We start from the raw sequence: 19,845 nt of genomic DNA, 5'->3' as shown, positions 1-19,845 counted from the left end.
CCGCGGGCGCCTCTCCCCCGTCAGCCCGGGCGGCGCCGCCGTGGCACCTCCGGCGGGCGGCGCCGCAGCGGCGCCAACTCGCGTTCCAGAGTGCGGACGTCCAGCGCGATCCGGGCCGCGATCTCGCGCGGGCCGGTGCCGGCGGGCAGTCGGCGCGACCAGGAGCGGGGCTTGGCCGGGCCGTCCTGGACCATGTGGAAGTTGAGCCTGACCACGTCGGCGATGTCGACCAGGCTCACGAGGATCCGGGTGTCGGCGAGGTCGATGCTCACCTCGTTGCCGATGCACGAGCACGCCACCAGGCCCTCGATGTCCTCTTCGGCCAGGTACCTGGCCAGGGGTACCGCCCTCCCCCGGACCAGAAACGGACGATCTGCCGGACTCACCGGCCCCGCCTCCTCCCCAGCACGCGTACGGTGCCGCGGCCGCGGCGCAAGCGCGCCGCAACAGACCGGGCCCGCCCATGCTCCACCACATCCGGTTCCTGCGCCAACTCGATGTCTCTCCAAGTGATTTGGGCGAAGTCACCGACCCGGCGCACCGGCGCACGCTCCGGCGCACCCGGCCACGTGGCGCAGTTCGACCCGGCTCGTCCGGTCCGGTTCAGTCCGCACCGGACCGGGCAGGTCCGGTCCGGACCGGGGAGAACGCGCAGGTGCCCGTCCGCAGGTGGCGGACGGGCACCCGAGGCGGTGCGGCCGGGCCTCAGCGGCCGGTGCGGCCGAACCGGCCGTGCAGCACCAGGGAGCGGGTCAGCGCGAGCACGCCGCCCGCGCACAGCGCCGTGCGAAGCATGTTGACCGGCACCCAGGTGTCGGCGAACTTGGCCCGCACGGCCGCGAGGTCCTGGATCTGGGACGGGTCACCGGCCGCCGCCAGCTGGTTGTTGAGCGGGATGTTGACGCCCATCGTCACCAGCAGCGCCACCACGTACAGCACCGTCGCCGCCGCCGCCCACAGCGCCGCCTGCCGACGACCCGCCTTGTGCTGCAGCCACGCGGCCAGACCCGTCGCCGCGAACGCCCCGACGAACACCAGGCCGAACATGCCGTTCTCGATGGACTTGTTGATGTGCTGCATCGCCGTCACATACGTCCGGTCATCACCCGCCGCCAAACCGGGCATCACCGACACGTCGAAGGCGAAGAACAGCCCCGCCATCAACCCCATCGCGACGGTGGCACCCACCAACAGCGGCCCGGTCGCCTTGCTCTGCCCGACGGCGTGCGCCGAACTCCCCATCCCCACACCTCCGATGGCCGACGGCGCGGAGTACGACAGCGGAACCGCGGTCTGATCCGAACGCATCTCAGGACCCCTTCACTCTCCCGGCCCGCGGGCTGCGGTGCCGACGAACGTGGTACACACGACACCGCCCACGGTGCGGTGCGCCGCGCAACGGAAGCGCGACTACCGGAACTGCGGCCCGCAGGAGGGCACTTGCGGCCTCTTGCGGTGCCTTGCGGCGCCTGGCACCGCCGGGTACTGCCTGGCAGTACCCGGCGGTGCCACTCAGAGCACCGGTGCCAGGCTGCGCCGGTACCGCCGTTCCAGCACCGTCCGCCCGATCAGCCGCACCGGGGCCGGGATGGTGGCCGACACCGCCCGGACGGCGGCCGCGTCCGCGCCGTCGAACATCCAGGGCTGCAGGTAGGTCATCACCCGGGTCGGCGCGCTCTGGATGATCAGGCGCTCGACCCGCAGGTACTCGTCGACCGGCAGGCCGGCCAGCGCCGGGAACACCACCGGTTCCTCATGTCCGAGGTGATCGCGCACCAGGGCCTCGAACGCCTGTGCAGCCTCCGGCAGTTCAGCGCGCAGGCCGGAGCCGAGCACCCCTGCCACCCGTCGCATCGACCGGTCCAGCGCCTCGTGGTCCTCCTCCAGGACCCCACCGCCGTCGAAGCCGGCCATCCGGCCACGCAGGTACGGCCAGAGGATCTCGTCCTCGCTGTGGTGGTGCCAGTCGATCACCGCGCGCAGCCGCCCGAACCACTCCGCCAGCTCCGCCGTGGATCCCGACGAGCCGCGTGCGGCAGCGGCGCTCAGCCGTGCCGCGTCGCGGCGCATCGCCACGTGCATCAGGCCGAAGCCCTTGATGTGGCCGGGCAGTGTGCCGATGCCCTGCTCGCTCGACCAGACCGTTGTGCCGTCCGACATGACCAGACCTCCAGAGTCCGTTCAGCTTCCCTTCCAACACCCGCCCGAGGGAGGCCGGTTGGGGCCACCAGGGACGAGCCGGCTCATACGTTCCACACGCCCGAGGCGGCAGCCTCACGGGCGTAGTCCGCGAAGTCCCGCGGCTCACGACCCAACGCCCGCCGCACCCCGTCACCCAACGACGCGTTGCGACCATCCAGAATCACCGCGAACAACTCCGCGAAGTCCGCCGGCAACCCCGCCTCCGCCAACACCCCCCGGTACGCCTCCTCCGACACCGCCGCGAACCGCACCTCACGACCCACCACCCGCGACAACTCCACCGCCACATCCCCGAACGACAGCAACCGCGGCCCCGTCACCTCGTACACCTCACCCCCGTGACCCGCCTCCGTCAGCGCCGCCACCGCCACCTCCGCGATGTCCTCCACATCCACGAACGGCTCCACCGCACCACCCACCGGCAACGCCAACTCCCCCGCCAGCACCGGCTCCAGGAAGAACGACTCACTGAAGTTCTGGTCGAACCACGCGCACCGCACCACCGTCCACGCCGCCCCCGACTCCATCACCGCCTTCTCCCCCGCCTCCGCCGCCTCCTCACCACGCCCCGACAACAACACCAACCGACCCACACCCCGCGCCGCCGCCAACCGCGAGAACGCCCCCACCGCCTCCACCGCACCCGGAAACGCCAGATCCGGGTAATACGTCAGATACGCCGCACTCACACCCACCAACGACGCCTCCCACGTACCCCGGTCGTTCCAGTCGAACGGCACCGCACCCGACCGCGAACCCACCCGCACCTCATAACCCCGCGCCGTCAACCGATCCGCCACCCGCCGACCCGTCTTCCCGGTACCACCCACGACAAGCACCACACCGGCATCCACCGCAAGATCCACCACACCAGCCATCACGATCACCCTCGATTCGAAGACACGGAGGAATCACAGACGACCGACGCCCCCAGGGCGCCTGTTCCGCCGATCGGATCGTCGTCGTGGCACCATTCAATTCCCCCCGGGTCGGGCGAACCATAGCCACCGCACTCAGCTCCATGCGCGAGCGTCTACACCGCTCACCAGCGGCGCTCCGCCCGCCCACGGCCGCCCTCGCACCTGCGGCCCGGGCCTCGGCACCCACCACAACACACCCCACCGCCGCCCGAAAGTTCTTTCCAGCGCCTCTCGACCCCTCCTCGACCGCCGTCGGAAATGTCCTCGAAATCCGAACGGGAGAGCGCGACTGGGGGAATCCGCGAAAGCGGTCGCGCATGCGGAAAGCCAGCGCGGGGAGCCGGAGGGAGCCGCAGGAAAAAGGGAGCCCCAGGAAAAGGGGGGCCGCATGAAAAGAGGCCGGGGTCGACGCACTGATGCGTCGACCCCGGCCTCCGGTAGTAGCGGGGACAGGATTTGAACCTGCGACCTCTGGGTTATGAGCCCAGCGAGCTACCGAGCTGCTCCACCCCGCGTCGGTAAGACCAGCTTATGCGACAAGCCGCTAAACGCGAAATCCGTTTCCTACCCACATCACCGCCTACCACCGTCCACCGCACCGCCCACCGCGCCCTCCACCGCCCTGACCTGCGAGTGTCCGGCATACTGGGCCCGGCCAGGGGGCGTTCACGGCCGGGCGGAGGAACTCTCCTCGACGGGGCGCGGCTCCCCGTACGGCGGGGGCGGGCCTCGGGGAGGGGACAGCGGTGGAGGACAGGGGTGGCGCGGGCGGCGCACGCGGCGCTGCGGGGCTTGGGCCGCTGATCGGCCGGGAGAGCGACCTGCGGGTGCTCCGTGAACGGCTGCGCATCGGGGCGGGCGGCGGTGCGCTGCTGCTGGCCGGGGAGGCGGGCGTCGGGAAGAGCGCCGTGCTGGACGCGCTCGCCGGGTCCGCACTCGCGGACGGCGTCCGGGTGCTCCGGGCCGCCGGCGTGGAGTTCGAGGCCCACTGCGGCTACTCGGGCCTCAATCAGATCCTCTTCCCGTTCCTGGACGCCCTGGAGCATCTCGACACCGCCCTGCGCGCCGCCCTCCGGGTGGCGCTCGGTTTCGACACCGGCCGGCCGCCGGAACAACTCCTGGTCTCCAACGCCATGTTGCGGCTCCTCCAGACGGTCGCCGACGGTGATCCGTTGCTCGTCGTCATCGACGACCTGCACTGGGTCGACCGCGCCAGCAGCACGGTGCTCGGGTTCGTCGCCCGGCGGGTGACCGGCCTGGGCGTCAGTTTCGTGGCGGCGGCGCGCTCCGGCGAACTGAGCCCGCACGAGGCGGGCGCCCTGCCCACCTACGACCTCCAGCCCCTGGACGACGAGGCGGCGGCCACGCTGCTCGGCACCAGGTTCCCCGGGCTCACGCGCGGTGTGCGGCGGCGGCTGCTGGCCGAGGCGGGCGGCAATCCGCTGGCGCTGCTGGAACTTCCGACCGCCCTGCGGCCCGCCGCCGAGGACTCCCCCGCCGTCCTGCCCCTGAGCAGCCGACTGGAGACACTGTTCGGTTCGCGGGTCACCGGCCTGCCCGCGCCCGCCCGGAAACTGCTCCTGCTCGCGGCCCTGGAGGGGACCGGCGACCTGGGCGTGCTGCAGGCGGCCGCCCGGCGGGTCGCGGGCGGGTACGACCTGGACGACCTGGCGCCGATCGAACGCGACCGACTGGTGCACATCGAGGAGGGCGGGCAGCGGCTGAGGTTCCGTCATCCGCTGATCCGTTCCGCCGTCGTGGGGCACGCCCCGAGCGGCGAACGGCGTGCCGCGCACGCGGCCCTGGCCCACCTGCTCGTCGACCAGCCCGGGCTCCGCGCCTGGCACCTGGGCGAGGCCACGCTGGAACCCGACGAGGAGGTCGCCGCGCTGCTGGAGCACGCTGCGGGCCTCACCCTGCGCCGCGGGGACGCCGCCGGGGCCATGCGGACGCTGATCCGGTCGGCCTCCCTCACCCCCGAAGGGCCGAACCGCAGCCGTCGCCTCGCGGAGGCGGCCTACCTGGGCGCCGAGTCCACCGGAGCCCTGGCCAGTGCCCGCCGGCTGCTCGACGACGCGCGCCAGGCCGCCCCGGAGGGGACGGACTCGCTCCACTCGGCCACGGCGTCGGCGCTGCTCCTCCTCAACGGGGACGGCGACGTCGACACCGCCCACCGCCTGCTGAGCGGCGCGATCGAGTCCGCGGCCGGCGGCCCCGGCCGGTCGTAGCGGCGGTCGCGGCGGTCGTAGCGGCAGCCGTAGCGGCGGTCGTAGCGACGGCCGCCCGGCTTCGGGGGTGCTCCTCACCCGTGTCGACGAGCTGACGATCCGACGGACGGCACCGCGAGGGGGACGGTCCGGGGCGCTCCGAGTCCACCCGTTCAGCGCCTATGGCGCCGCAGACGGTTCGGGTAGACATGGCCTGCTCGCATCCCCCGACGATCACAGGAGCTGAACCCGCCATGGACAAGGACCAGCTGGCCCACCTGGAGCAGCGGATCAACCACCTCGCCACCGTGACGAAGTCGGTCACCACCGATGGCTTCGACGAACTGCTCACGATCATCCACCGGCCGGGGTGGACCACGCCGGCCGAGATCGCTCTCGTCACCGGCGCCGTCGACGTGCTGATCCGGCAGACCGAGATCGTCGCCGAGGCGCGCAAGGGCCTCATGGACGGCGCCAGGTCGGTCGCGGCCGGCTGACCCGACCCGGCTGAACCAAACCCGGCCGGGCCACCAGGGCGTACGGAGGTACGCCGCCGGTGGCCCGGCCGCTCGCCGTGGCCCTGGTGATGCCGCAGGTCTGACGCCCGCGTGGGCAACCGGCCGGCGGGCCGGTTGCCCACGCCAGGGCCCGGGCCGGTTGCCCACGCCCGGCCCCGTGGTGGCGAGGCCGCTCAGCCGGTCGCGCCGGCGAGGCCGGTCGGCCGGGTCAGCCGAGGGGGCGGCAGAGCAGGGCGTCCGGGGCGCCGTAGTGGAGCCAGCGCCAGGTGTAGGCGACGCCCGCGAGGTATTCGTCGTCGGCGCACTGGCCCTTGTAGTGGCCCGGCGCCCAGTCGCTCGCGACCGAGCCGCCGCTGGTGGACCGGTTGTCGCCGTGGTCGAACCAGACGTTGCGGCCGGTGGCGGGCAGCGGTCCGGCCGCGGGTGCGCAGAGCAGGGCGGACATGGCGTCGCTGTGCACGCTGTAGCCGACGGCGACGGTGTGGTCGGGGCACTGGAGCTTGTTGTAGCCGGACGCCCAGTCGCCCTCGGTGACGTACCGTTCGTCGGTGACGGTGACCCAGTCGCCGCTGCCCGTGGCCGGTTCGCCGGCGTCGGTGCACAGGCCCCGGCTGTCGCCGCGGCCGAGGGCGACCAGGCGTTGGCCGTCCGGGCAGGTGCCCTTGCGGTTGCCGCTGTTCCAGTCCGGGCGGGCGAGCATCCGGCGGGAGGCGTTCTGGTCGCCGTGGTCGAGGTCGAGCATGTTCCAGTGGTTCGGCTGCGCGACCGGGCCGGTCAGCGCGGGGGCGTCGACGAGTTTGTTCCAGTCGGTGGCCCGCCAGTCGCCGGGGTCGCTCAGGCCGAGCCGTTTGCCGGCCGGATCGTAGGAGAGCAGGGCCCAGGTGTCCAGCGGCCGGCCGGTGGTGTCGGCCCAGCCGACGAGTGGCCAGATGGCGAAGTCGGTGTCGCGGGCGGCGAGGAGGTCGGTGAAGGTGTGCAGCCAGGCCTGTTCCTTGGCGTCGGTGGAGCCGCGTCCGCCCGCGCCGAACTCGCTGATCCACACCGGGGCGGTGAAGTGCTGCCCAGCCTGGGTGACGAACAGCGCCTGGTCGTCCACCACTTGGGCGAGCTGTTCGGGGGTGAAGTCCTCGTAGCGGGGGTCGTTCGTCGCTCCCGGGCCGCTGCCCGCACCGGTGTTGGCCGGTCCGGTGTAGGCGTAGAAGTGCGCGGAGTACACCAGCTTGCCGGAGTCGATCAGGGTGTTGGAGAGGTTGCGGACCGGGGTGAGCGTCGGGCGGCCGTGGCTGAACGGCGCGGCGGGGATGCCGTACCAGTTGATGCCCTCCATGATGACGAGCATGTCGGGGTCGGCCTGGAGGATGCGGTTTCCGGCCTCCTCGAAGGCGGCGTACTCGTCGTGGGCGTCGCCCAGGCCCCAGTTGGGGTCGTCCCAGGTGTCGCGGCGGACCTCGTTGCGCAGGTCGGCGCCCACTACCCGCTTGTTCGCCTGGTAGCGGTTCACCATGAACAGCCAGTCGTCCTCCCACGCCTGCGTGGACTGGCCGCTGTTCCAGCGCTCGTTGCCGTCGAGGCCGCAGCAGAAGCGGTAGCTCGTGGTGTGGTTGTTGAGGATGACCGCGAAGCCGTCGGCGGTGAGCGCCGCGACCACGGCGTCGTACACCTGCAGCGGGGTCCTGCCCTTCAGCTGCGGGTTGGCGGCGACGGCGGAGTCCGGCACCGGGGCGGTGTCGTGGATCATCGCGTTGGCGAAGGGCAGCCGGATGCTGTTGAGGCCGAGCCCGTGGTAGTCGGCCAGGAGGCGCGCCATCGGCACCCGGTCGAGGCCCAGCGGGATGTTGTGCGACACCTGTCCGGCCTGGTTGTTCGCGGGGTCGTCGACGTTCCCGCTGCCCTCCCAGGTGCCTTGTGCCCCGGCCCAGTTGGCGGCCTTCAGCTTGAAGCGGTCGCCGTTCGCGTCGACGATGTAGCGCCCGCGGGTGCTGAGCGGGCCGGTCCAGGACACCGCCGACTGCCCGACGGTGGTGCCTGTCGGGGCCGCACTCGCGGTGCCCGTCGCCATCCCGGCGAGTACGGGCAGGCAGGCGGCCAGGGCGAGCAGGCGCCTTCCGAATCTCTTCATGGTCATCCCGGTTGAGGTGAGGGTGGCTCGGATTTGACGGGGACCGACCATACGTCGGACAGGTGACCGCCGGGTAGCCCGCAACCCGACGGACTGCGGGCTACGGGCTGTGCGGGCTACGGGCTTTGCGGGCTGCGGGCCGCCCGGGGTCGGGCCGTTACCGCAGGACGCCGCGCACGGCCTCCGGGTCGGTGGGCGACAGGCCGGCCGCGGGGGCGGTCGCGGGCGCGGCCTTGGCGGCGGCCGGCGGCGGCGTCACGTACACCGGGGCCGGGTCGGCTTCGGGCGCGCAGGTCTTGGCGATCCGTCCCTTGCCCTGGGGCAGGCTTCCGTCGCGCAGGTAGGCGGTGAAGGTGTCGTCCAGGCAGGCGTTGTCGTGGAAGAGGATCTCGTGGAAGCTGCCGCCGTTCTGGACGACCAGCTTGGAGCCGGGCAGCGCGTCGTGCATGGCGAGCCCGCCCTCGTACGGGGTGGCGGCGTCCTCGGTGGCCTGGAAGAGCAGGACCGGGGGCAGGCCCTTGCCGGTGATCTTCAGCCGGCCCGCCGGGTTGCCCTGGTAGGGCCAGAACATGCAGGCGGCGTTGTACCACATGTTGTTATAGGTGTAGAAGGGCGCGGTCGCGTTCACCTTGGCCTGGTCCTTCTTCCAGACCTCCCAGTCGCGCGGCCAGGCGTTCTCGGTGCACTGGGCGGCGTTGTAGGCCGGGAAGGCGCCGTCGTCGGCGCCCGGGGCGGCGTACCGGTTGTACGCGATGTTCAGCGGACGGCTGTCGTGCTGGGTGAGGTAGGCGGAGAGCACGGTGGCCATCCGGGGCCAGCGCAGGAAGTTGTAGCCGCCGCCGTAGAAGGTGTCCTCGAACTCGGCCGGGCCGATCTTGCCGGGGGCCGGGGCGGCGTCCACCGGCTCCTTGCGCAGCGCGTCCTCGACCTGGTGGTAGGCCTGCTCGACGGCGGCGGCGTCGGTGCCCAGATGGTAGACGGAGTCGGCCTTGGCGGTCCAGGCCGCGAAGGCGTCGAAGCGGCGCTGGTGCTCCTTGTCCTGCAGGATGTTGTGGTCGTACCAGCTGATGGTCGGTCCGACGATGCTGTCCAGCACCATCCGGCGCACGTGCGAGGGGAACAGCTGGCCGTAGGTGGAGCCCAGCGAGGTGCCCCAGGAGCCACCGTAGAAGTTGATCTTCGGAACGCCGAGCGCCCGGCGGATGCTGTCCATGTCGCGGGCGTTGTCGACGGTGGCCATGTGCGGCAGCAGCCAGGACCAGTCGGCCGCGCAGTCCGCGGCGTAGCCGGCCGCCTTCTTCAGCCAGGCCTTCGACGTGCCCTGGCTCACCTGGTAGTCGGGGCGCTCGGCGTCGAAGTAGTGGGCGTCGCAGACCACATGCGGGTCGCTGCCGTTGGTGCCGCGCGGGTCGAAGCCGATCCAGTCGTAGGTCGAGGCGACGTCCGCCGGGAGCTTGCCGGAGATGTAGCCGGGCATCCAGAGCCCGGAGTCGCCGGGGCCGCCGGGGTTGAGCAGGATCGGGCCCTGCTGCTTGTCCTTGGGCGCGGTGGCGGGGAGCCGGTTCAGCTTGATGGCGATCTTCCGCCCGTGCGGGTCGGCGTAGTCCACCGGCACGTCGAGCATCGCGCACTGCAGCGCGGGGGTGGTGGCATCGTTGCAGGAGCTCCAGACGAGCTTGCCCTGACCGCTGTCGACCAGGTCCGTGGCGTCGGGTCCGGCGGCAGAGGCAGAGGTTCCGCCGAGGGCGGCGACGGCCGTGACGGCCGCGAACAGGGCGATGGCTTTTCTCATGGGGAGCATGATGTGACATGTGCAATGGCACATCCAGAGGGGCGGCCGGAATTTGCCAAGCTTTGACCATTTCTGGCTGACCGATCATCAGACTTCTCCTCCCTTGGGGAGGTTGTCCGTGCGGGCACTCACGATCCGTGGCTAGCATCTGAAATGCCTTCCGTTCGAGCGCTCATCGCCTGGGAGGGGCGGCGCCGGACAGCCCCCCGACAGGAGAGTCATGCGCGTGTCCCACCAGCACGTCCACCCCGTCAGCGACCGCCCCACGACGGCCGACGTCGCCCTGCCACCGGCCCTGCCCTACCCCGACGGCTGGTCCGCACTCGCCTTCTCCGCCGAACTCGAGCCCGGCACCGTCCTCACCCGCCAACTCGCCGGCGAGGACGTCGTGCTGTACCGGCTGCGCAACGGCCGTCTGCGCGCGATCCGTCCGTACTGCCCGCACCTGGGCGCCCACCTCGGCCTCGCCGAGGTCGAGGGCGACGACCTGGTCTGCCCCTTCCACCGGTTCGCCTTCGACGCCGACGGCCGCTGCGTACGGACCGGCTACGGCACCCCGCCGCCGAAGGCCGCCCTGGCGCAACTGCCGGTGCGGGAGGTCAACGAGGCCGTCTTCGTCTGGCGCCACCACGACGGCCGGGAGCCCGACTGGGAGATCCCGTCCTGGCACCTGCTCGGCGACGGACGGCAGCCGCTGCGCTACGCCTCCTTCGAGATGCCCGGCTACGCCCAGGACGTCATAGAGAACTCCTTCGACCTGGGCCACTTCGTCACCCTGCACGGCTGGCCGCAGGGCGAGCTGGCGGCCCCCGTGACCTTCGACGGCACCCGCTTCCACATCTCGATGCGGGTGCGGGAGACCTTCCCGCTACTCGGCCTGCGGCAGGTCGACGTGGAGGTGGACGGGTACGGCCTCGCCGCCCTGCACACCGATGTGCGCACGCCCTCGCTCGGCCTGGAGATCTGCTCGCTGGTGATGGCCACCCAGGTCGCCCCCGGCCGGATGCAGCTGCGGCAGGCGAGCCGCTTCGTCATGCGGGAGCCGGCCGGCCTGCCGCCGGCCGTCGCCCGGACGGTCAGCCGCGCGGTGACCGCGATGCTGGCGGGGCCCATGTTCAAGCGCAACCTCGAGTTCACCGCGGCCGACTTCCCGATCTGGTCCACCAAGAAGTACCTGTCGCCGCCCCGGCTCGCCGCCGGTGACGGGCCGATCGGCACGATGCGGCACTGGGCCCGGCAGTTCTACCCGGCGGACCACCAGGCGCACCTCCCGGCGCCGGCCGCGACCCCCGCGAGCGGCACCCCGGGCGGCGCCCCCGCGGGCACCCCCAGCGGCGTCGCCCGCGGCTGAACGGCGCCCGCCCGTACGGGATCCCCGTCCCCCGCATCCGGAACCGGAACCGTGCCTCCGGGCGGTACCGTCTGGCGTGGAGTACGGGGCGGGCGCGGCGAGGGGAGAATCGGCGTGGAGGCGCTGGGGGACGGGGATCCGCGGCAGGTCGGCGAGTACCGCCTGCTGCGGAGACTCGGTGCGGGCGGAATGGGCCGGGTGTACCTGGGCCGTACGGCGGGCGGGCGCACGGTGGCCGTCAAGCTGGTGCACGACCAGTACGCGGCAGACCCGGAGTTCCGGATCCGGTTCCGCAACGAGGTGGCCGCCGCGCGGCGGGTCGGCGGGCGGTGGACGGCCCCCGTACTGGACGCGGACACCGAGGGCGCCCAGCCGTGGGTGGCCACCGGATACGTCGCCGGCCCCTCCCTGGGCACCGCCGTACGGGACTTCGGCCCGCTGCCCGAACCGGCCGTCCGCTCGCTCGGCGTGGGGCTCGCCGAGGCCCTGCAGGCCGTGCACGCACAGGGATTGGTGCACCGGGACGTCAAGCCGTCGAACGTGCTGCTGGCGCTGGACGGCCCGCGGCTGATCGACTTCGGGATCACCCGGGCCCTGGACGCGGCGACCGCGCTCACCCGCTCCGGCTTCGTGGTCGGCTCCCCCGGCTACCTCTCCCCCGAGCAGGCCGAGGGCCGGGGCGCCGGGCCCGCCTCGGACGTCTTCTCACTGGGCGCCGTGCTCGCCCACGCCGCCACCGGCACCGCACCGTTCGGCTCCGGGGTGAGCGCGGCCGTGATGCTCTACCGGGTGCTCCACGAGGAGCCCGAAGTCGACATCGCGGACCAGGAGTTGCATGCCATCGTGGCGGACTGCCTGGCCAAGGACCCGGACCGGCGGCCCACCCCGGAGCAGTTGCGCGAGCGGCTGACGGCGCACGACCGGACGGCGGGCAAGCGGCTGGAGGGGCGGACCTGGCTGCCGCCTGCGATCGCCGCCGCGCTGGCCACCCTGGCCGTCGAGCTGCTGGACCTGGACGGCGAGTCACCCGCCCAACCCAGCCCCCGACCGGGCCTCCGACCGGCCGCGCAATCGCCCGCCCAACAGGCCGCTCAACAGGCCACTCAACCGGCCTCGCCTCCGGGGCGGTTCGGGCCGGCGCCGGCCTGGGCCACTCTGCCGCCCCCGCCGTCCGCGGCCACCACCGTCCCCGCGCCGCCCCCGCGCGCCTACCCGCCGTACCCGCACCCGCACCCGCACCCGGCGCAGCCCGGCCGTCGCCGCACGGGTCGCGCCACCCTGGTCCTCGTCGCCGTGCTGGCCGTCGCACTGGCGGGTACGGCGGTGTTCCTGGCCACCCGCGACGAAGACACCGGCACCGCGAAGCCGCCGCCGTCGACCTCGGCGGCCCCCGCCACCCCCACCGCGACGTCCGACGGCGCGATCCCGGCCGCCTTCCTCGGCACCTGGCAGGGCACCCTGGGCAGCGAGCAGACCTTCCTCAAGCCCGACTTCACGATCGTCCTGAGCCAGGGCCGCCCCAACGACCCGGTCGCCCAGATCCACAACAACGGCGGCGTCGGCACCCGTTACTGCGACGCCGTCGCCAACCTCGTCCAGGCCACCGCCGACCGGGTGGTCCTGCGCACCGCCCCGATGAACTCGCTGAGCGGCTGCGCCGCCGACCCGCACGACCAGGTGTACACCCGCAACCCGGACGGCAGCCTGCACCTGCTGGTCGGCGGATTCTCGGGCGACCTGCGGAAGAAGTAGCCCCCACGGCCCCGATGGCCCCTGCGGGCCCCATGTCCCCCCGCGGCCCCCGTGTCCCCGATGGCGGCCCCGTGCGGCGGGGCGGCCCCACCCCGGGTGCCGCTCCGCCGCGTCGGACTGCCCGGAAGCCCCCACCAGAGCGCCCGGAACCGCGCTCGACGGGCACTCGAGGAATCCGGCCCCCGCCGCTTGGCAGAACTAGGGTGCGACGCGGCCACCCCACCATCCCCCGGTTTCGAACACCTGTCCGCCCCAGGGGCCCGAGTACGAGTACGAGTACGAGTACGAGCAGCACCTGACACGACCACGTGACCCGCGCACCGACAACCGTCCCGCGCACGAAGGGAGAACCGCCATGCAGCTCAGAGTCCTCGGCCCCCTCACCGCCGACCTCAACGGCATCTCCGTCGTCCCCTCCGCAGGCAAGCAGCGCCAGATCCTCGCCCTCCTGGCGCTCTACCCGAACCGGGTCCTGCCCACGGCCACCCTGATCGAGGAGATCTGGGGCGACGACCCGCCCAGACAGGCGCTCACCACGATGCAGACGTACATCCTGCAGCTGCGCCGCCGCATCACCCAGGCCCTCGGGCCGACCCCGCACACCACCGCCAAGGACATCCTCACCACCCGGCACGGCGGCTACCAGCTCACCGCGCACGCGGACGACCTGGACGTCCACACCTACAACCTGCTGCTCACCCAGGGCCAGCACGCCTTCAACCACGGCCACGACCACCAGGCCGCCGCCCGCTTCCGCCAGGCCCTCGCGCTCTGGCACGGCCCCGCCCTCGTCGACGTGCGGCCCGGGCCGATCCTCACCATCGAGATCATGCGCCTGGAGGAGAGCCGGCTGATCACCCTGGAGCGGCGCATCGACACCGATCTGCGGCTCGGCCGGCACAACGAGCTGATCCCCGAACTCACCCACCTGACCCACCAGCACCCGCACCACGAGGGCCTGCACGCCCAGGCCATGGTCGCGCTCTACCGGGCCGGCCGGCAGACCAGCGCCCTCACCGCCTACCACCACCTGCGGCGCCGGCTGACCACCGAACTCGGCATCCAGCCCTCCCCGCACCTGCAGCACCTGCAGCACGCCATCCTCACCCTGGACCCGACCCTCAACACGCCCACCACCGCCCACCCGACCACCTACAACCTGTACTCGGCCTGAGCCCCGCCCGGATGGCCGCGCCCGCCGACCTCTCCCAGCCCTCACCCACAGGACGCGTCATGACCACCGCACCCGAGCAACCCCTCGCCCTGATCACCGGCGGTACCCGCGGCATCGGCCTGGCCATCGCCCGCGAACTCGGCAGCCGCGGCCACCGTGTCTTCATCTGCGCCCGCACCGCCCAGCACATCGACCAGGCGCTGGCCACCCTGCGCGGCGAGGGCCACCAGGCCGACGGCCTGCCGTGCGACGTCCGCGACCCCGCCCAGGTCGCCGAGCTGATCCGGCACGCGGTCGCCGAACACGGCCCGATCACCGTGCTGGTCAACAACGCCGGACGCACCGGCGGCGGGCCCACCGCGACCACCACCGACGACCTGTGGTACGACGTCATCGACACCAATCTGAACGCCGTCTTCCTGGTCACCCGGGAAACCCTCCGGCACGGCCACATCACCAGCACCACGCACCCCCGCATCATCAACATCGCGTCCACGGCCGGGAAACAGGCCGTCACCCTGGGCGCGCCGTACACCGCGAGCAAGCACGCCGTGATCGGCTTCACCCGGGCGCTGGCCAAGGAGCTGGCTCCCACCGGCACCACCGTCAACGCCATCTGCCCCGGCTACGTCCAGACCCCGCACACCACCCGGATCCACCACGAGTACGCGACCGCCTACAACACCACCCCCGAGACCATCCACCAACACTTCCGGACGCACATCCCGCTCGGCCGCTACACCACCCCCGAGGAGGTCGCCTCGCTGGCCGGCTACCTCACCACCCCGACCGCCGCCAGCATCACCGCCCAGGCACTCAACGTCTGCGGCGGCCTCGCCACCCAGTAACCCCGGCGCGATCCTGGCCGGCCCACGGGAAGGACTCGGGCTCCGGTGCCCTGATCAGTGATGACGAACCGTCAGTTCTCCAGCGCACCCGTCACCTTGCTGGTGTCCGGCGCACCCGCGCCCGAGCCCTGCCTGCCCGCCGCCCGCCCGCCGAGACGGCTCGACGCCGGGGCGGTGAGCGCCGCACTGGCCCGCACGGCGGCCGGGCCCCGGCCGGCCGCCGTCCGGCCCGCCCGGGCGAAGGAGTTCCTGCTGGTCGAGCTGCACCGGACGTACCGGCCGGACGTGCTGCGCGCCGCTCTGGAGGCCGCTCTGCAGGCCGTCCTGCCGGAGCCGGGCGGCACCGGGGCGGACCTGCTGTGGCAGCGAACGGCGGACGGCCCGGAGGACCTCGACCGGCTGCTCACCGAGCTGGGGCGCAGCCTCGCCACCGGGCCCCGACTGCGGGCGGTCCTGGTCGAAGACCCACGGGACGGCTGGTCCGGCCCGGACAGCCCGCACGACTCGGACGGCACGCACGGCACGCACGGCGCGCACGGCCCGGTGCGGCTCTTCGTCGGCCTCGCGCCCGGCCCGCCCGGGCCCGCCCTCGCGCTGCTGGAGGAGCTGCGCCAAGCGCTGGCGCACCCGCCGGAGCCCGTCACCGTGCCGACCAGCGCGCTGCAGCGGGAGATGTTGCGCCAGGTCCTCGGGCAGCCGGACCACGGCGGTCGGCACGTCGAACAGCTGTCCTGGCACTGGCACGGGCCGCTGGACACCGAGCGCTTCACGGCGGCCTGGCAGTCCGTCATCGACCACGAGACGGTGCTGCGCGCGGCCTTCGACTGGGACGAGGACGGCGACGGGAACGGCAACGAGGACCGCCACGGCGGCCGCGACCGCGAGCCGTGGATGGTGCTCCACGAACACGCCGCCCCCGAGGTCACCCGGCACCCGCACGACGCCGCCGACTGGGACGAACTGCTCGCCGCCGACCGCCGACGCGGCTTCGACCTGCGCCGCCCCGCCCTGCTGCGCGCCACCCTGCTCGACACCCCGCCGGACGCCGACGAGGGACCCGCCACCCGGGTGCTGCTCAGCTACCACCACGCGATGCTGGACGGCTGGAGCGTGCGCCTGCTGCTGCAGTCCTTCTACCGCGCCTACCTCACCGGCGGCGTCCTGCCCGGCGGCGAGCGCCGCCCCGACATACGCGACCACGCCCGCTGGCTGCAGGCCGAAAACACCGACGCCGCACGGCAGTTCTGGTCCACCCGGCCCGGCGCCACCGCCGTCCTGCCGCTCGCCCCCGACCCGCGCCGACGCGGCAGCGGCCGAGCCCGGCGCCGGCTCACCCCGTACGAGGCGGTACGGCTGCGCGGCTGGGCGGCCGCCTCGGGCGCGGGCGAGAGCAGCGCGCTGCAGGCCGCCTGGGCGCTGCTGCTGTACCGCGCCGCGCAGGCCGGCCGGCCCCGCCGCCCGGCCCAGGCCGTGCGGGTCGGCTTCGCGGTGACCGTCTCCGGCCGGGGCATCCCGCTGGACGGCATCGACCGGCTGCCCGGCGCGCTGCGCAACCCGCTGCCGATCACCGTCCGGGTCCACCCGGGCACCACCGTGCCGCAACTGCTCGCGGCACTGCGCGACGGGGTCCTCGACCTCGCCGCGTACGAGTGGGTCTCCCCCGGGCAGGCACACCACTGGACCGCCGGCTCACGCGGACCACGGCCCAATAGCCTCGTCGTGCTGGAACACCAGCCGACCGCGACGCACCACCTGCGGCTGGAGAACGACCTGGCCGCACACGGCATCCACGTGGAGAGCCCGGCACCGGCCGGCACCTTCACCTCGTACCCGATCACCCTCGCCGCCCACTACGACACCACCGGCGGCCTGGTCCTCACCACCACCCACGACCGCGCCCTGCTCGCCGACCAGGACGCCGTCGAACTCCTCAGCCAGAGCGCCCACTTGCTGCGCAGCTTCCCGGACCTGCCGAGCGCGCTGAGCACCACCGAGGTGCTGCGCACCACGCTCGCCGGACAGCCGGCGACACGGCTGGGCGAGCCCGGGGGCGGCGCCGCGGAGTCCGCGGGCCGCCCGGACGGCCCGGGCGGCCCAGCAGGCTCCGGGGTCCCGGGCGCGGACAGCCCGGCGGTGCGGCTGGACGTGCTGCGCCAGGCCACCCGCCCGGGCGCGGGCTGGGTGCTGCTGCTGTCCCCGCCCGGCGTCCCGCGCACCCGCTACCCCGGCGCCGCCCGCGGCTGGCCCGGCCCGCAGGCCCTCGGTGTGCTGCGCCCGGTCGAGACCGACCCACCGGCCGCCGCCTACCGGCCGGTACTCGGCCCGCTGCTGGAGTCCCGCGCGCCGGTCGCACTCGTCGCCCCGCCGGGGCTCGGCGTGACCGCGTACGAGATCGCCCGGCTGGGCCCCCCGGCCCACCCGCCACTGGTGGTGCTGCTCGGCGAGGACAGCGACCTGGCGGCAGTGGCGGCGCTACTGGGCGGGCGGACGTAACCCGCCCGGCAGGCCGTGCCCGCACCCGCGCGAGGACCGACTCCCCTGCGTGCCGGCGGAGTCGCGGCCGGCGTGCGCAGCCCTCGGTGGACCGCGACGCCGTCGGGCACCTCGCCGGAGCGGGCGGGCACCCTGCGGACGGGCACCTCGCCGGAGCGGACGGGCACCCTGCGGACGGGCACCTCGCCGGAGCGGACGGGCACCCTGCGGACGGGCACCTCGCCGGAGCGGACGGGCACCTCTCCGGGGCGGGCGCGCACCCTGCGGACGGGCACCCGGCGCCCGGGCGGCACTACGGTGGGCCTCATGGCCCGTTTCGTCCTGACCCGCCGTTCGCCGCTGCCGCCGGCCGTCTGCTGGGAGCGGCTGACGGCCTGGCCCCGGCACGGGGAGCGGGTGCCGTTCACCCGGGTCGGCGTCGCGCGGGGCACCGGCCGGGAGGCGGGCGACGTCGTCCTGGCCCGGACGTCCGTCGGGCCGCTGCGACTCGACGACCCGATGGAGATCGTCGAGCTGGCCGCTCCCGCACCCGGGCGCGACGGGCTCTGCCGGTTGGTCAAGCGCGGCCGCCCGGTGCGTGGCGGGGCCGTGCTGCGAGTCCGGGCCGTGGACGGCGGCAGTGAGGCGGTCTGGGCGGAGGAGCTGCGGATCGCCGGTCTGCCCCGGTTCGCCGATCCGGTCATCGCTGCCCTGGGGGGCGTCGTGTTCGGCCGGGTGCTGGACCGGCTGCTGGAGCCGTAGTCCGCGAACACCCTCCGGCCGACCTCAGGGCGCCGGCCTGCCGCAGGGCCCTGGCCTGCCTCGGGGCCGGACCAGAGCTCAGGGCCCGACCAGAGCTCAGGGCCCGGGCCGGTGCGGGTGCCACTCCGCCAGCAGGATGGTGGCGTCGTCGCGCAGTTGGTGGTCCTGGTGCGTGACCAGGGCGTGGATCAGGTGGCGCAGGGCCTCGGGGGCGGGGTCTCCGCCGGCCATGTGCTGGACGAGGGTGTCGGTCAGGCGGTGTTCCCCGAATAGTTCGCCGGAGGTCGAGCGGGCCTCGGTGACCCCGTCGGTGTAGACCAGCAGCCGGTCGCCGGGCTGCAGTCTGGCGTGGTGGACGGGCTGCGGACCGTCCTCGTGGAAGCCGAGCCCGAGCGGCAGTTCGGCGGGCCGGCGCAGGGCGTCCGGGACGACACGGCCGTCCCGGATGAGCAGCGGCGGCGGGTGGCCGCAGTTGACCCAGGCCAGTTCGCCGGTGGCCGTGTCGAGGTCGGCGATCACCGCAGTCAGCAGCCGGTCGGGGATCCACTGGGCCAGCGTGCGGTCGATGGCCCGGACGATGTCGGCCAGGCCGCCGCCGGCCCGTCGGGTGCAGCGGCAGGCGGCCAGCGCGACCGAGCTGGCGCCACCGGAGGCCAGGTCGTGGCCCATCGCGTCGAACAGGGACACGTGCAGGCGGCTGCCCGCCATCGAGTGGTCGAAGGCGTCCCCGCCCACGTCGTAGGCCGGTTCCAGGACGGCGCTGGAGGTGACGTGGCGAGTGCCGATGGTGCGTGGTGGCAGGAAGGCCCACAGCAGTTCGGCCTGGAGGCTCATCCGCTCCCTGCGGCCGACCTCCACGATGACGTCGCTGTACGCGCTCTTCGACACCACCAGCAGCGCGACCAGGGCCGCCAGCGCCTCGCAGCCGTCGATCGTGCCCCGGTCCCGCGCCCCGCCTTCGATCCGCAGGACGCCGATCCGCTCGACTCCGTCGACCAGCGGGAACCAGCCGACCGTGGACGGTCCCGAGGAGAGCTGGGTCTGCTGCAGCCGGTAGGCGCGGCCGCCGAGCGTCCCCTCGATGTCGATCTGGTGGCCGTCAGCCCCGTCCTCGGAACCGGGCAGCGGGACGAGGTGCCGCTGCTGGACGTCGGCCAGGAAGACCCACGCCCCGTCCGCGCCCAGCGCGCGGGCCGCCTCCCGGACCAGCCCGGGCAGCTCCGCCGCCCCGCCCTCCCGGGAACGGGCCAGCAGCCGGGCCAGCACGCCGCCCAGCACGGCATCGTCGCAGCTCACCGCTCGCACCTCCTGTCGGCTCCGCGCCTTCCCAGTGACGGCCCGATGCCGCACGTACGGACGGGGCCACGCATGGACGCGGCCGAAGCGGGCACACGCTGTTGCCGAACGGCTCGCTCCCCGTGGAAGGACGATCCCCATGCTCATTCTCGTTCTCGTCCTGTTGCTCGCGCTCATCCTGGGCGGCGCGGGCTTCGCCATACACATCCTGTGGTGGATCGCGCTCGCCGTCCTGGTGCTGTGGGTCCTGGGCTTCGTGTTCACCTCGGGTGACCGCGGCGGCGGCCGACGGTGGTACCGGTGGTAGCCATACCCCTCGCAGGACCGTCGCCCCGGCCATGGCCGGGGCGACGGTCCCTGTCGGAGGGGCACCCGGCGGTGCGGGGGGGGGGGTGTTCCCGCGTCCTGGTGTTGGGTGTGGGGGGGTCGGGT

Annotated in this window: 16 protein-coding genes and 1 tRNA gene; 9 read left to right on the top strand and 8 right to left on the bottom strand. The window is 73.6% G+C overall.

Annotation, left to right across the window (positions count from 1 at the left end):
• Nucleotides 1-20 precede the first annotated feature (20 nt).
• The 5 genes from ACZ52J_RS01275 to ACZ52J_RS01255 all read right to left on the bottom strand — a co-directional run bounded on the left by ACZ52J_RS01275 (nucleotide 21) and on the right by ACZ52J_RS01255 (nucleotide 3,637).
• The gene (locus ACZ52J_RS01275; protein ID WP_465614946.1) at nucleotides 21-386 is read right to left on the bottom strand and encodes a hypothetical protein; all 366 of its coding nucleotides are present in this window, start codon (nucleotides 384-386) and stop codon (nucleotides 21-23) included.
• Nucleotides 387-705: 319 nt separating this feature from the next.
• On the bottom strand, nucleotides 706-1,308 hold the full coding sequence (locus ACZ52J_RS01270; protein ID WP_465614945.1) for an anthrone oxygenase family protein: 603 nt from the start codon (nucleotides 1,306-1,308) through the stop codon (nucleotides 706-708).
• Between the two features lie 204 nt (nucleotides 1,309-1,512).
• On the bottom strand, nucleotides 1,513-2,160 hold the full coding sequence (locus tag ACZ52J_RS01265; protein WP_465614944.1) for a hemerythrin domain-containing protein: 648 nt from the start codon (nucleotides 2,158-2,160) through the stop codon (nucleotides 1,513-1,515).
• An 83-nt stretch (nucleotides 2,161-2,243) separates the two neighbouring features.
• Nucleotides 2,244-3,080: a Rossmann-fold NAD(P)-binding domain-containing protein gene (locus ACZ52J_RS01260; protein ID WP_465614943.1), complete on the bottom strand. Its 837-nt coding sequence runs from the start codon at nucleotides 3,078-3,080 to the stop codon at nucleotides 2,244-2,246.
• 483 nt (nucleotides 3,081-3,563) lie between these two features.
• Nucleotides 3,564-3,637: transfer RNA gene (locus ACZ52J_RS01255), tRNA-Met, on the bottom strand.
• 231 nt (nucleotides 3,638-3,868) lie between these two features.
• On the opposite strand from ACZ52J_RS01255, the gene ACZ52J_RS01250 reads away from it, so the two are divergent.
• Nucleotides 3,869-5,350, top strand: coding sequence for an AAA family ATPase (locus ACZ52J_RS01250; RefSeq protein WP_465614942.1), 1,482 nt, complete (start codon nucleotides 3,869-3,871; stop codon nucleotides 5,348-5,350).
• 233 nt (nucleotides 5,351-5,583) lie between these two features.
• The gene (locus ACZ52J_RS01245; RefSeq protein ID WP_360509823.1) at nucleotides 5,584-5,826 is read left to right on the top strand and encodes a hypothetical protein; all 243 of its coding nucleotides are present in this window, start codon (nucleotides 5,584-5,586) and stop codon (nucleotides 5,824-5,826) included.
• A gap of 229 nt (nucleotides 5,827-6,055) precedes the next feature.
• Here the strand turns inward: ACZ52J_RS01245 and ACZ52J_RS01240 are convergent, their stop codons facing one another.
• Together ACZ52J_RS01240 and ACZ52J_RS01235 are read right to left on the bottom strand one after the other, a co-directional pair.
• Nucleotides 6,056-7,972, bottom strand: coding sequence for a glycoside hydrolase family 5 protein (locus tag ACZ52J_RS01240; protein WP_465614941.1), 1,917 nt, complete (start codon nucleotides 7,970-7,972; stop codon nucleotides 6,056-6,058).
• Between the two features lie 151 nt (nucleotides 7,973-8,123).
• Nucleotides 8,124-9,758, bottom strand: coding sequence for an alpha/beta hydrolase (locus ACZ52J_RS01235; RefSeq protein WP_465614940.1), 1,635 nt, complete (start codon nucleotides 9,756-9,758; stop codon nucleotides 8,124-8,126).
• A 220-nt stretch (nucleotides 9,759-9,978) separates the two neighbouring features.
• Here ACZ52J_RS01235 and ACZ52J_RS01230 point away from each other — a divergent pair, with 220 nt between their 5' ends.
• The 6 genes from ACZ52J_RS01230 (at nucleotide 9,979) to ACZ52J_RS01205 (ending at nucleotide 18,117) form a co-directional block, all read left to right on the top strand.
• Nucleotides 9,979-11,109, top strand: a complete 1,131-nt coding sequence (locus tag ACZ52J_RS01230) for a Rieske 2Fe-2S domain-containing protein (RefSeq protein WP_465614939.1) — start codon at nucleotides 9,979-9,981, stop codon at nucleotides 11,107-11,109.
• Between the two features lie 114 nt (nucleotides 11,110-11,223).
• Nucleotides 11,224-12,861 carry a serine/threonine-protein kinase gene (locus ACZ52J_RS01225; RefSeq protein WP_465614938.1) on the top strand — a complete coding sequence of 546 codons (1,638 nt, stop codon included), beginning with the start codon at nucleotides 11,224-11,226 and terminating at the stop codon, nucleotides 12,859-12,861.
• A gap of 355 nt (nucleotides 12,862-13,216) precedes the next feature.
• Entirely contained in the window at nucleotides 13,217-14,035 is an 819-nt protein-coding gene (locus tag ACZ52J_RS01220) for an AfsR/SARP family transcriptional regulator (protein ID WP_465614937.1), read from the top strand.
• 59 nt (nucleotides 14,036-14,094) lie between these two features.
• Nucleotides 14,095-14,883, top strand: a complete 789-nt coding sequence (locus ACZ52J_RS01215) for an SDR family NAD(P)-dependent oxidoreductase (RefSeq protein ID WP_465614936.1) — start codon at nucleotides 14,095-14,097, stop codon at nucleotides 14,881-14,883.
• Between the two features lie 60 nt (nucleotides 14,884-14,943).
• On the top strand, nucleotides 14,944-17,376 hold the full coding sequence (locus ACZ52J_RS01210) for a condensation domain-containing protein (RefSeq protein WP_465614935.1): 2,433 nt from the start codon (nucleotides 14,944-14,946) through the stop codon (nucleotides 17,374-17,376).
• A gap of 72 nt (nucleotides 17,377-17,448) precedes the next feature.
• On the top strand, nucleotides 17,449-18,117 hold the full coding sequence (locus ACZ52J_RS01205; protein WP_465614934.1) for a hypothetical protein: 669 nt from the start codon (nucleotides 17,449-17,451) through the stop codon (nucleotides 18,115-18,117).
• Between the two features lie 96 nt (nucleotides 18,118-18,213).
• Here ACZ52J_RS01205 and ACZ52J_RS01200 read toward each other — a convergent pair whose 3' ends face one another.
• A complete protein-coding gene (locus tag ACZ52J_RS01200) occupies nucleotides 18,214-19,413 on the bottom strand; it encodes a PP2C family protein-serine/threonine phosphatase (RefSeq protein ID WP_465614933.1) in 1,200 nt (399 codons plus the stop codon).
• Nucleotides 19,414-19,552: 139 nt separating this feature from the next.
• Here ACZ52J_RS01200 and ACZ52J_RS01195 point away from each other — a divergent pair, with 139 nt between their 5' ends.
• Nucleotides 19,553-19,720 (top strand): hydrophobic protein, encoded by a 168-nt coding sequence (locus ACZ52J_RS01195; protein WP_465614932.1) that lies wholly within the window; start codon nucleotides 19,553-19,555, stop codon nucleotides 19,718-19,720.
• Nucleotides 19,721-19,845: the final 125 nt, after the last annotated feature.

The sequence above is a fragment of the Kitasatospora sp. NPDC034035 genome (genome assembly GCF_055575755.1).
Note: the sequence above shows the minus strand (reverse complement) of the source record. Positions and strands in the feature narration are given on the sequence as shown.